General features: G+C 57.2%; 13 protein-coding genes. 3 read left to right on the plus strand and 10 right to left on the minus strand.

Annotated elements, in window-relative coordinates; genetic code table 11:
- Positions 1 to 2,052 precede the first annotated feature (2,052 nt).
- A complete protein-coding gene (locus I41_RS18030; protein WP_145434296.1) occupies positions 2,053 to 2,469 on the minus strand; it encodes a hypothetical protein in 417 nt (138 codons plus the stop codon).
- A 705-nt stretch (positions 2,470 to 3,174) separates the two neighbouring features.
- On the opposite strand from I41_RS18030, the gene I41_RS18035 reads away from it, so the two are divergent.
- Positions 3,175 to 3,459 carry a hypothetical protein gene (locus tag I41_RS18035; RefSeq protein WP_145434297.1) on the plus strand — a complete coding sequence of 95 codons (285 nt, stop codon included), beginning with the start codon at positions 3,175 to 3,177 and terminating at the stop codon, positions 3,457 to 3,459.
- Between the two features lie 1,159 nt (positions 3,460 to 4,618).
- Here the strand turns inward: I41_RS18035 and I41_RS18040 are convergent.
- From I41_RS18040 to I41_RS18060, 5 genes are all read right to left on the minus strand, one after another.
- On the minus strand, positions 4,619 to 5,047 hold the full coding sequence (locus tag I41_RS18040; protein WP_145434298.1) for a hypothetical protein: 429 nt from the start codon (positions 5,045 to 5,047) through the stop codon (positions 4,619 to 4,621).
- 12 nt (positions 5,048 to 5,059) lie between these two features.
- Positions 5,060 to 5,719, minus strand: a complete 660-nt coding sequence (locus I41_RS18045) for a ClpX C4-type zinc finger protein (RefSeq protein ID WP_145434299.1) — start codon at positions 5,717 to 5,719, stop codon at positions 5,060 to 5,062.
- Between the two features lie 153 nt (positions 5,720 to 5,872).
- The gene (locus tag I41_RS18050; RefSeq protein ID WP_145434300.1) at positions 5,873 to 6,115 is read right to left on the minus strand and encodes a hypothetical protein; all 243 of its coding nucleotides are present in this window, start codon (positions 6,113 to 6,115) and stop codon (positions 5,873 to 5,875) included.
- A gap of 331 nt (positions 6,116 to 6,446) precedes the next feature.
- Positions 6,447 to 6,758, minus strand: a complete 312-nt coding sequence (locus I41_RS18055) for a hypothetical protein (RefSeq protein WP_145434301.1) — start codon at positions 6,756 to 6,758, stop codon at positions 6,447 to 6,449.
- Between the two features lie 131 nt (positions 6,759 to 6,889).
- Positions 6,890 to 7,261, minus strand: a complete 372-nt coding sequence (locus I41_RS18060; RefSeq protein ID WP_145434302.1) for a hypothetical protein — start codon at positions 7,259 to 7,261, stop codon at positions 6,890 to 6,892.
- Positions 7,262 to 8,549: 1,288 nt separating this feature from the next.
- On the opposite strand from I41_RS18060, the gene I41_RS27375 reads away from it, so the two are divergent.
- On the plus strand, positions 8,550 to 8,717 hold the full coding sequence (locus tag I41_RS27375; protein ID WP_168206991.1) for a hypothetical protein: 168 nt from the start codon (positions 8,550 to 8,552) through the stop codon (positions 8,715 to 8,717).
- Positions 8,718 to 9,011: 294 nt separating this feature from the next.
- On the opposite strand, the gene I41_RS27380 is transcribed toward I41_RS27375, so the two are convergent.
- Together I41_RS27380 and I41_RS18065 are read right to left on the minus strand one after the other, a co-directional pair.
- Complete coding sequence (locus I41_RS27380) at positions 9,012 to 9,176, minus strand: hypothetical protein (protein WP_168206992.1); 165 nt, start codon at positions 9,174 to 9,176, stop codon at positions 9,012 to 9,014.
- 661 nt (positions 9,177 to 9,837) lie between these two features.
- Positions 9,838 to 10,197 carry a hypothetical protein gene (locus tag I41_RS18065; protein ID WP_145434303.1) on the minus strand — a complete coding sequence of 120 codons (360 nt, stop codon included), beginning with the start codon at positions 10,195 to 10,197 and terminating at the stop codon, positions 9,838 to 9,840.
- A 166-nt stretch (positions 10,198 to 10,363) separates the two neighbouring features.
- On the opposite strand from I41_RS18065, the gene I41_RS18070 reads away from it, so the two are divergent.
- Positions 10,364 to 10,648 carry a hypothetical protein gene (locus tag I41_RS18070; protein ID WP_145434304.1) on the plus strand — a complete coding sequence of 95 codons (285 nt, stop codon included), beginning with the start codon at positions 10,364 to 10,366 and terminating at the stop codon, positions 10,646 to 10,648.
- Between the two features lie 408 nt (positions 10,649 to 11,056).
- Here the strand turns inward: I41_RS18070 and I41_RS18075 are convergent, their stop codons facing one another.
- Both I41_RS18075 and I41_RS27385 read right to left on the minus strand, forming a co-directional pair.
- A complete protein-coding gene (locus I41_RS18075) occupies positions 11,057 to 11,659 on the minus strand; it encodes a hypothetical protein (RefSeq protein ID WP_145434305.1) in 603 nt (200 codons plus the stop codon).
- Between the two features lie 208 nt (positions 11,660 to 11,867).
- Positions 11,868 to 12,041, minus strand: a complete 174-nt coding sequence (locus I41_RS27385; protein ID WP_168206993.1) for a hypothetical protein — start codon at positions 12,039 to 12,041, stop codon at positions 11,868 to 11,870.
- Positions 12,042 to 12,235: the final 194 nt, after the last annotated feature.

Consider the following 12,235-nt stretch of genomic DNA (forward strand, 5'->3'; position numbering starts at 1 on the left):
CTATAGCGATTAACGTTACCGATATGAAGCAAGCTCGCAGGGAGAACTTGCACTTCTTGCAAAATGCGGCCTTCATTATCAGCCTAGCATGATCACATGCACGTGTAACGCCACTCCCAACGACTTAGAAACTCACCGCAGCCCACTGGCCAACCTTTGAGAGGACCTCTCACTCCGGATCCGTCGCTAACGTCTGTCATCATTAACTCGTCATCAACCCCCTACGCCCTAGCCCCCAGCCTCCCGGCCTGGGTCAGGACGCCAAATACGGCAGAAGCATCCCGAGTGAGTCCAGTGCCACCCACAGCACCAAGATCAGGACGAACCATTCGTTTGGGGTACGCTCTCGTCGTCTCATATCCCGCATTTTACCCGCCGGCGATGGAATGCAATCCGGCGAGGTAGTGGATAGACTACGGGCATGCCCACCAGCCTGAAGATATTCTTCACGGTCGCCGCAATTGCTGTGCGGGGCTAGCTCTGCTGGCCTCAGACTCTCATCGCCCGGGGACTTGGCAAACCCGCGCTCTGCATCGCGCTCGGTTTCTCTCAAATCCAGACGGGACTTTCCGCCCTTGGTACAGGTCGGCAATCGCGGCCTGGGGCGCAATCTTCATCGGGTGATTTGGTGGTTTGCTTAGCGGCCACGTTAATCTGCGCACCGCCAGCTGGCAGTGGTTGAGGCCACCATGCGCAGAGCGAAAAGAAGCAGCCCTAGCCCCCAGCCTCCCGGCCGGGGTCAGGCGAGCTAACGACGGAAGCCCCTGACCATCAGAGCGAGCGTAGTCAGCACGATGGCGAGCAAAAGCGTTATCAGCGCCCAGGGAACGATGGCCATAGGCTCGTCGGGGCTAAGGGCCCAAAAACCAAACGTCATGGCCACGACCGCCACCGCGCCAAGCATTGCTGACAGCCTGAATCTCATGCCCCGCATTGTAACCGCCGCCGCGGGAATGCAATCCGATGTCGACCGCAGTAACATGACGCCATGAGCCGCAGCATGCGAATCCTGAGGGATTGGCCGGAGGGCCTTAAGAAGCTCTCCATAGAGGAGCTACGCGCCCAGCGACAAGAATGGAATCGACGCCTGGGCCTTCCTCACCATCCCGCGAACCGTAAGCGGTATCAGGCGCGGGTGCGGGATATCGACGCCGAGATTGATTCTCGCAGCGCCGATTCTGAGTAGCACGCGCCCCCCGACGGGGGCCCACGCACTTATTGCCCTCCATCGAGTCCGGCTCGCCGTTTTCCGCTGCGTCAGATGCTCCCGGAAGGGGCCGATCGACTCATCAACTCACGCCTCCTGCAGGCCCCCAGGCGGCCCGCTCTCGCGAGGAAACGGGGCAGCTCGACCTCGCAGACGCCCCTCAACAAACTATTCCTTAAATCGCCGCCTCGGGGCTTGTGGGCGTGTGGGGTGAAGTGGTCGCCGGGCAGCTTGGCCAGTGCCAACATCAGCGCTCACGCGAGAGACGATTCGCGGAGCCGCCTGCCATGCTAGTTTCAGGACGCGGCCGAGTTGCGCGCAAGCGCGTTTGAAAACGGTGGAGCGCGAGAGCGACACTGGTGACAATTATCACGACGAAGTTTTGCCGGACATCATGTCCGGCCAATGTCATTCCGCGTGCTCGCGTTATGAGGTGCGCCTTCGCGGTCTCTACTGCGAACGATGTCGCCAAAGCAGGCGGGCGAGAATGCGGGATACGGCTGATGAGACATGACAGCAGAATCTCTCTCGTTGGGTGGATGGCGGGATCGGCGCGATTTCATCTGCGCAACAAAAAAACGGCGGCATCTCGCGGCCCTTGGAAGGATCGAAGATGCCGCCGCTTGTTTTGGCGGGGCCACGTCGCGCGAGCCGCGACGATCTATTCACATAGGTTGTCAGTGGTGACGTCTAACGAGGATCAGTCGCCCGTCAAGCGTTGCCGCCGGCGGTAAGAAGGCCGTTTGAACGGCTGCCTTCAGCAGATCGCAGGCAATCGATTCTCAATACCGCAAGACGTGATCGCGATTCTGCTGGAAGGCTTTGTTCGCTGTCTTCTTTTCTCGTCAGAAGCACGCGATCATTCCAACGACCATTGCGAGGATCGAACCCACCACAATCAGCAGACCGATGCTCGTCGGAATTCTATCCCACCACGGATGAATGGGCCGACAGTGAATGGCCTGATCATAGGGCGGCAATTCCACTTCAAGTACCAGCGGCTCGTTCCTGCGCCAGTCGCCTTCATCCCGAAAGGGCCAAGGCGTTCCAGACGCTGACGAGATATCCAGATCGGTTGAAAGGAAGGCAATGATCCGCCGCATGGTTTCCCACCCTTCCGCAGCGACGGAGACTGGATGATTTCTGGTGTCACAGTGGCAGCCCCACAGCGCCTTCACGATCTTCTGGACGGCCGGATCAGGGGAAGCAACAGAGGCCGAGTACAGGTCCTCGAATTCAAATGCGCGGACCTCGCCCTTCATGTAGGCGACTATAGCGTCCCGGACCGCAGACCGAGACTGGCGGTCAAGCGGGGTCACTTTATCTGGTTCGTTGCTCAAACGATGGCCGTATCTTCTGCTAGAGCTACGCGACTACCCGCACGGCACCACAACGAGACGGCACGCACTCAATAGCAACGCACGGTATCGGCAGGGCCCGCACGCGTTGCATTGCCTTCCGTCAGCGAACGTAGTGCCGATCACCGGCCGGGCCGGCACCGCGCGGCGCGCGACCGACAGAAATTATACCGCCAGCCCGGTCCGGTGCATTGGCGGGTTATGTCGCACTTCCGAAGATAACGCGGACGGCGTGAATTGCCTGCACAAGCGACCGTCGTGTTTCGCCGGCAACCGTAACGAGAAGCCAAGAATCGCTCGAACACCTTCGCCGTGCGACCATACCACTCTAGGCCACTCGACCCCGCGGCCAACTGCTCCTCTTCAAGCTCCGCGATCTCGTTTGCGTCGGCTTCGGCCAGCGTGAGAGGGGTTGGAGCTGCTTTCCTTGAATCCGACTGGGAGGTATGGGGTGATTGGGGCAAACCAGGCACCGGCGCTGACATTGGTAATACTTTCCTAGGAGCCGCTGGGGGTATATTTGGGATACTCACGCCAACGCTGGGTCCATGTCCTGAAAATTTCTGCGACGAGTGGTGTGGAACTCACGACTAACCGCATATAAACATCGTGAAACGCATTGCCCCTCTACTTGGTCTGCTGCTAGGACTTCTAATTGCAATCTATGGATTTGCAGCCGCAGAGGTTATGCCGCTCGCTGAGTCTGAGAAGATAGTACGAATTTTTGAAACAACAAAGCGAGACGACGTTCATAGAGAGATTCAACTCGAACTCCTTCGAGTTTCTCGAAAAATCGGTTGGGGCTTCGTAGCTCTTGGCGCATTGATTATCACAATCAATGGCTTAGCACTAAAGGCGTACTTCCAGATCGAATCGAGGCGCGAGAATCCGTAGTCGACAACGAATCGTGCAAGCCGACCGCATCAGAAACAACTATAGCGGGGAATCTAATTATTCACCCTCGTAAGCCACCGGCTTCCGATCGCATTGCCAGCACGTCGACGACCTCGTCAAGCGTTAAGTCAGCAATTTTTTGCCACTCCTTTCCAGTCAAGACTATGCCGAGAGCTTTCTCGATGCGGAACTGCGCGTCCCACTCGCAGCCATTCCCTGTTCGCGACTTAATCATCACTCCAAACGAATCCTGTGGAATGAAATGAGAGTGAGGCCAGCAGCAGGCCTTAACACAGCTATCGATTAGGGCCCGCGAGATCCGTTTACGTAGTTTGTCGCTCCAATACTCGGGCGATTGTTCAATTCTCGCTTCGAATTGAAGAAAAAGCTTGTCGGCGATTGGGTCCAGGCGAGCTCGCTCTAATACGCCCGCAGCAATCCACCCGAAGATTGGAATACATCGAAGAATTAGCTCCAGCCTCGAGGGCTCTGGCCAATAAAGGGGAAACCTCAGTGGTTGAATTGGCGATGGATTGTTCATCATCGAAATCCCGTCGGTCACAACCGTACCACCACCCCCAGCAGCCCAGCCACAATCGTTGTGACGACAAACGCGGACCGAAGCGTGACTTGCCTCCTTAATCGAATGACGTCCATCCCCAAAACGCCAAGCACCCAACGCTCGCCGCGAAGCAAAAGGACGCCAGGGCGTAGCGGACATACTTGGCCATTGCGGCAGTATAGCAAAACCCGAATGGGTCACGCTGGACAGGCTAAATCGCTACCGGCGTAGCCAGCAACGCGGCGACGACGGCGGAAGAGGAACGCGTCCCAATCCAATCGGCGTCTGCTGCAAACTCTAAGGCCTAAATATCCTATGCTTGCTAGAAGCGTCCCATTGGGTTCGGGGGTCATTACGATCCGCGCCTCAAATACGCCTCTTGGCCGAGGTGAGATCGATCGCCAACGCTTAGCTTGAACGTCATTGCTGACAGTTATCACGAGATAGTTGCCGGACATGATGTCCGGCGGCGATCGTCTAGCTCCACCTGGCAGATTGCCGGGCGACCGACGGCGTTCCGAGCACAGTGGGATTCGCGTCAGAAATGGATGACGCCGACCCCCTCTCCTCCCTGCGGGCGGCGAAGGCGGTGTAAGGCTAATTGTTGGGACGCTCTATTGCTATCGCATTATAAGCTTCCGCAAACTTCGTGGCCGCAGCCTGCCAGGCAACGTCGATAACTGCATCTGACGTACCCGGCAGTTCCCAATCGCGCTTCGCATCGAACTGAGCGTCCGCAGGCGCACCAGGAAGGACTATGGCGTCCTCGGCGACGGCGATAAAACCAGAACGATCATGGACTGCCTGACGCTCGGCGTCCGCACTATGCAAGTAAGCCGCCGCCTCCTGATATCGGTGGTCGCCAATGAGGCGAGTGACATCGATTCGAAATGTCGAAGGGGCGTAGGGCGGAATCGATTGCGCGGCCGGCGGCGAATTGTTTGGCTCGCTGCATCCCGCTAGCAAAACTGCGGCAACCACAAGAATGAACGTCGCCCAGTTCATATCGTCATCCTGATGGCTCACTCAACGACCCGTTCAGGTGTCGGTCCTCACGTCAGGAAACCACTCGGTATGCTGCGCGCCGGACCGGCTTAGGTAGGTAACCCGCCGACCCTTGAGAAAAGCGAAATAACCAAACACCCCGGCTTCAACGACTCTTCGAGAGAAACTCTCATGCGATTGATCCTTCGTCTGGCTATCCAGCATAGCAGCGGTTAGCAGCTCGACATCGAAGCCATCAGCAATCGGGGGCATGTCGTTATATGAAACCGGACAGCTGACGGCGTCTCCGCCTGCGTAGTACGTGGTTTTCATAGAACAATAGTCAACGAAATAGCAATCCACTCCGGCTGCGTTCAGCATCGCCAAGATTTCTGGAAAGGACATCGAGGCACTGTGGGTCGCTTCCGCCGCACGAAGGATAGCAACATTGCGCCGCTGCTTTTCGCCAGCTCCGTCGCGAGTCGCCGAGGCCGCATCCAGTCTATCGATCTCATCGGCAATGATTCCGAGCGTGGCCCCCGCGCAGTCGAAACAGATCAGGTCGCCCATCGGGCCTTGAGCTAGCGGCCCCGATTCACGGTGCGGCCTGCAGCAGAAGGAACACTTACCTTTTGGCGGCCCGAGTTGAGCGCTTTTGCGCAATGCGTTCTCCAGGAACTGGATCAATCGCCGTGTCCGCTTTGGAATACTCATGGCCCCACTTTACCCGCTGGCGACGGCTCGGGCGAATCCAAGGGACCAAGTCTCTCAGAGCAGCGGCAATGGCGAGGGATTGGAGCATGCCCGCCACTCTACCGCCCCCGGGCTCGCCGCCCGCAAACTTGGCTTCCTACGGCTGGAACGAAACTATGGAATCGACGGCTCTGCTTCAATAATCGAAAACAGCTGCAGGAACATCACGATTTCGCCGACGATCATGACCACTTCGCCAACGGCAATGATCTTCAAGCCGGTTGGCGAAACAAGCCTTGGAAGTCTCCAGATTGGCGCATAGCTCAATACGCGAACGCCAGGAAGACGAAACAATGCCCAGCCTAGAATTCCAGAAGCAGCGCCGGCTATGGCGATCACTGAGCCAAGGTAGACCATGCCCCCACTATAACCGCCGGCGACGGGCGGGGCGAAAGCGAGGTGAGCGGCTCGGTTAACAATCGATGCCCATCCCGATGACGCCCACTCCCAGCCATGCCAAGCCGGCCATAATTGCGACGACGATGGACCACGGACGGGGCCGAATGAAAACTAAAAGCATGCAAGGCAGGAAGAGCAGCAAAAGAACTACTCCCGCTACCTGGATATTAGGTGCCACGTCGCGGATGAGGATGATAGGACCGTAGAAGGCGTTCATACGCTTCTTAACCGTCGTTCGGCTTTCCAAGCTACCCCAGCTGTCAGCTTTTTGGCAGAGGTAGGGCACTATTCACCTAAACATATTGACGTAGACCACGCCAACGCATAGCCACGCAATCGCGCCCACCACAGGCTTCCCAAACAAGAGCCCAACTCCCGCGCCCGGCAGGCTAAAAAAGCACACGAGGCATAGGAACTTCAGTGCGTCACCAAAGTTACTATCAAAATCAAAATGCGGTGCCATCGGAATTGCAGCCATACCAATCGCTATGAGAGTGGTGGAGAGCATCGCACGTCGTAGGCTGAATCGATTCGGTCTCATCTCGACATTCTTTTCCGCCTTCACCGCCGCCGCGTCTGCTTCCTGAAGAATCACCGCCATACCCCGGCCAAGCTGCAACGACGTTGACGTAAATGAAAAGCGTGGGAACGGAGAGCTGGCGGCGGAGGCCTGGAGCTACCCAAGAGGCGGGGGTACGTGTCGCAGGCACGCGAGGGCTTACTTCGGCAAAGTCAGTGCTGCATCACCGACAATCGGCCTGCTTTACCTTGTGTATCGAACTCTATCTCCAGCACGTCACAGTCCATTCTCATTCCACTCCACATCCCTAGAATATAAGTTGAAGTGTCATTTGTCTCGCCTCCGTCGGGCTGGCCAAGCATCTGTTCAATCGTTTGTCGTGACATCCCTACCTGAACGTGGTTGGTCAATAGGTCACGGCACATCGAGGCTCTAGGGTTATCGGCGTCCATACTTTTCGCGTTCGCCCCCCAGACTTCCTTGTCAAACATTCGGAAGGCGAATGGATCACGGTGCCGCAGTAACGACGAGATTCCGAAACAGACGAACGCAACCGCAAACACGACAAGCAGCAACCGGCCCATCGTGTATCGCACTTTCGGAAAGTCGTCAAATTCATCAGCGATTTAGATCGAGGCTTTGAACATGACGGCGAAGCAAACGGTCGCCAAGGCGTAGCGGAGTGTTTTCGCCATAGACGCAACTAATCGGCTGACCTTCGTTTCAGGAAGGCAACGAGCGCTCACAAGTAAACGTAGCCAACTGCAAACATTCCAATCCAGAGACAGCGATTACGGATATCACATAAGTTATAGAACATCCCACACAATGCGACGTCGCGCATCGCCACATACAGGAAGAGTCGGGGCGTGAATCGCATTGCACAAAGGTTACCATCATTCAATATCGACGGGGTCAGCCGATCATGCCCCGCAGTCCTACCGGGTGGTCCGCATAATGCCATGTCCCCATAATACGAACAGCCAAAGCTCGCCGCGAAGCAGAACGTCGCCTGCGCTTAGCGGACAAATCTAGTGATTGAAGAACAACTGCTGTGACGGCTCATCAAGTCAACACCATAAGATTTGTGGCTGCACGGCAATTTAATTGGTGAATCCCGGCCATCCAGATCAGTGCGCAGTTGAACTCCTATTGTCGATCAAGTAGAAGCGCAGTTGAAACATTGGAACGTCTCGCAACTATCTGAATATGCAGTATCAATTAAGCACGCTTTTCTGGCAGCTATCGATAGCTGCTGCTTTATTCGCTGGCATCAGCAAAGGCATAGTTAGCCCTATCATCGCAATATCTCTCGCGTACGCTGATCTATTGATTTCCTGTACCGTTGTCAGTCGCGATCGTACCTACCTACAGAGTGTGGCAAGGAAGATCGCCTACTTCGCCAATTCAATTATCTGCGTCCTGAGTTTACTGTTCTGTGCGGCAATGGCTTCGGGCTCGTTTGCAGACATAACGATCCCAGAGCGAAACAAGTCTATCGCCGTCATGCTCCCGATTTCAGCGTTTTCAATCATGACGCTAGTAGCACTGAGGTTCTATCTACACCACCATAGCCTCTATACGGCATGCTCGCGGCTGGCGGCAATATGCTTGTGTGCGAACCAATTGGCGTTTGGATGGTGGCTAGTCTTCGTCAAGCCTCGTTCTATCTTATATGACTCTAGCGGGGACTGGTCATTCTTTGATCAGATTATTGCCGCAGTGATCGTCTGCAACTGTGCTACGCTAATCGTTTGCAGCCAAAGCTCGCCGCGAAGCAAAGGGTCGCCAGGGCGTAGCGGATGTAGCTGAGCATGGCCGCTATTATAGCGGAGTTCGCGGGCGACTTCCCCACCCGCTATAGTCAGTGACATGAACGGACCGAGGTTCATCTTCACGGTACTCATCGACGGCTTGGTGCTCATTGCAGCTGGGCTCTGCCGCTGGGCCATGCTCGAGAGATTCACCGTCCGTCGTTTGCTGACAGTGACGGCCGTGGTCGCCATCATCGCCGGAATCTTTAGGGCGTCGCTGCGCTAGCGAGAAGACCACTCCACTAGCCACGCATGCCACTGAACAGATCCCGGCGCGAAGGTTAGCTGCCCCATTTGCCCCGGGCACTCCGTTGCCAGCGAATGGCAGCCCGATGGGCCAGTGGGAAGGCTGGGTGGTGGTAATCCCAGAGCCGCGGTCGTGGTTCCTGGCAGTCTGGAGTGTTGCATTGTTGGGAGTTACGAGCAGAATTTCCCGACCGAAGAACCCGCTCAGCCGTCTAACATAGCTCGCCGCGGCTGACGCAATTAGCTACCCACTGGCGATGGGCGAGGCGGAAGGTCACGGAAGCGCGAGCAGTGACGTAATAAGCCCCGCCACGCCAGTGGTGAAAACGAGGAGGTTGAGCACGGAGTACCGGCGAAACTCCAATATTCGCACTAACGAGAAGAGAAGCAGTGCGGCCCCAACGGGCAGCAGCACGACGATGACGGCATCTGACGGCATCACTTCATCCTAATGGCGATGCGTCATCGAGGAAGCAGCCCTAGCCCCCCGCCTCCCGGTCAGAGTCAGGCGGTGAATAGCCATTGAATTGCGATTGCGGCAATTCCAGCGAGGACGCCGAGCACGATGACCGCGGCGCTGACGCTCTGGCCAGTCTCTAGGCTTGAGGGCTTTGCGTCACGTCGCAGCCACAAGAGCTTGGCAACGCCACGCGAGACGATCGACCCGAAATCAACTGCGAACTGGATGGCGTCGTCGATCAGCCTCGCATTTTAACCGCCACCCGGTCGTGTTCCTACAAAATCACCGCCAGCCCCAACAGCCCAGCGATGCTATAAGCGTTGCAATAGGTTGAGACGCAGCTGCGAGAATCTAGAATACCTCGCGCGATATTCTGCAGTTAACCGGCGATGCGCTACATCAATCCGACGGCGAGTCGCTTCATCGAGAACGTCCACTTTGACCCGTACTCGCTGACCATGTGTGTCAAACGTGAATACGGCTCCCGACACTTCCAAGCCGACAATGGCGTCCGCCAGCTCCTTGGCCAACTCTCGCGATCTTGTAATTAGAGGGATCGGGCATATTAGTGTTTCGCCGCGAAGCAAATAGTCGCAAGGAGTGTGCGGAGGTGCTGGGCCACTTAAGCTACTCTACCGATCTAAGGCTCACGTGACTCATCAAAGATGGCCTTCCCTTGATCATCTTCAACTCCGCCATTTGACACGCCAGCGACTTTAAAGAAGCGGCCGTTTTCAGACCATAGTGTAACCCCCGCTCCGCCGTCTGCAGCGCTAAGGCCGAAAGAACCTTGGAGCACGCTTTTTGCTGAAAAGAGAGCGATGTGAGGTGAGCCATCGGCATCGAGTGACAGCTCAAGTCGCGGACATCCTGCTAAATCCAGAAGCTGTAAGTATGGACGACCGTCGCCCTCCGAGCATGAGATCATTGCACGCACTCGCTCTGCGTCGTCCACGATAGTCAGTTGCTTAACAGTTAAGCCGTCAAATCTCTCGACCATATCTGTACTCCTGTTTTTCGTTGAGCATTGCTCCGCGACCACAATCCGAAGCAGCCAACGCTCGTCACTAAGCAGAACGTCGCCAGAGCGTAGCGGATGTAGGTGAGCATGCCCGCCAGTATAGCGGAGTTCGCAGGCGACTTCCCCACCCGCTATAGTGAGTGCCATGGAAGAGGATTGGCGAAAGCTCCAAGTTGGCGACCGGGTTCGCTTCGTCCGATTGCCAACGGAGTTTTCTCAGCCTGGCTACTTCGTCCATAAGGACACGTTGCGGCTTTACAAACGCCTGATTGCTCGGCGACGATCAACGCAAGTCGCCTTTCTGGACGACTGGCAGCGCCCCGTCATTTGCTACCGGTTCATCGGCAAGAGTGGCCGTATGGAGTACCACAGTCTTATCATCGATGACGACAGCTGGGTGCGTGTGAAACCGCGAAAGAAAACAACCTAGCAACACAGTGTTATGGCAGTACTGAACCAATCGACGTCGCATTTCTCTCGTTGCCGGCACCGCAGTTACTACTGCGTTGCTTCTTGGCCTCTTTGATCGCGTTTGGCGGTGGCGTTGCAGGAACGCACGGAGAAATGTAGGCGTCAAGCGACGTCGCCGGACATCATGTCCGGCAACTATCTCGTGATAAGTGTCAGCAATGACGCTCAGGCCAAGCGTTGGCGATCGCTCTCGCCTCGGCCTTGCACGTCACTTGGCAATTACTAGGCGAGTAGCTTCAGGTATACGGAGAACCAACGCGCATCGTCGCTGATAGCTAAGCGATAGCCCCCTTGCTCCTCAGGAGAGGGCAGGGCGGCCGCCAGCGCCAGAGCGAACGCCCCCGCGCTGGCAGCCCTCCCGCGCGCTCTAGCACGGACTCGGAGCCGCATCTCCCACGAACAATCGCCAGCTGTCATGGAGCTCGCGCCGCAGCTGGCTGACTCGTCCGGCGGTCAGCCGACAGAGCTCCGCGACGGCGCTCGTCCGTTCCCCCTGCGCCAGCGCGTGGACCACGCGCTGATCACGACGGGAGAGCGAACCGTACCACTGGCTGAAGTCAATCCGCAAAGCCGCCATCTCCGCGGGACTTGCCCGTCGGTAGTCGCTAAGGGACTGGGCGATCGAGTCGAGCGGTTCGGTGCGACAGCCGCGCAGCCGGCATTTCACCGAGCCGACGTCCGCCGCATTGTCACGGCTTCCGGTCAAACGCCCGGATCGATAGCGCCGCACGCCGTAACGGGCCAACGGCGTGGCGTAGCCGAGCTTCGCTCGACCCGCCTGCGCAAGCCCGGCATAGGCGACCGCAGCCGAAGCGATGACCGTTTGGATCGCCTCTTCGCGTTCTTCGGGGGCCAGTTCACGGAAGGCGATTCGCGCGTAGCGCCGGATCGTCGGCAGCATCTGGACGAACGAGGCTTGCCAGGGGAGGGGAGGGGCGTCATCAGCAGCGACGATTGCTGAGCCATTCATGGGACGTTCCTTTTCAAAGGGACCGCCCCTGTCGAGGGCGGTCGTGTGAGGTACACAACCGCCCTCGCGACAGGCGAGAGCCGAAAAAGTAGAGAGCAAGTTCGTGCGACAATCGTGCGATGCGCTCTGGACGCCGTCGCAGCAGCCTCTTCACTGAGGGCTGGGCGTTAAGCTCCCCAAGCATTCATGCCGCCAAACGGCACTGGATTTAGCGGTAGCCGGCTCCCGCGCAGCAAGCGACCGGTAGGTTAGTCGCCCGCTGGCCCGAGTGCTTTACCGATGCGATCAGGTTGCCCGTGGTACTAAGTACGCCGGTCTCGATCCTGCTCCGCTGGTCGAAGCCGACATACTCCCACGGCGTGGCGCAGCTTGGGATCGACACACCACCGAATTGTCAGAGCAATCACGAGATGAGTTGTCCGGACCTTATGTCCGGCGACACGTGAAGCAATCGCGAAGATAAATTGCTAAGTCGACGACACAAAAGATGATAAGAGGAGCCTCGAAACGGTACAGACCGCCAATTGCCTACCGTTTTGAGCTCGCTTTCCGCGCGGTTATACCGCAATTCCCCGG

The organism is Lacipirellula limnantheis (assembly GCF_007746075.1).
GTDB classification, from domain to species: Bacteria; Planctomycetota; Planctomycetia; order Pirellulales; family Lacipirellulaceae; genus Lacipirellula; species Lacipirellula limnantheis.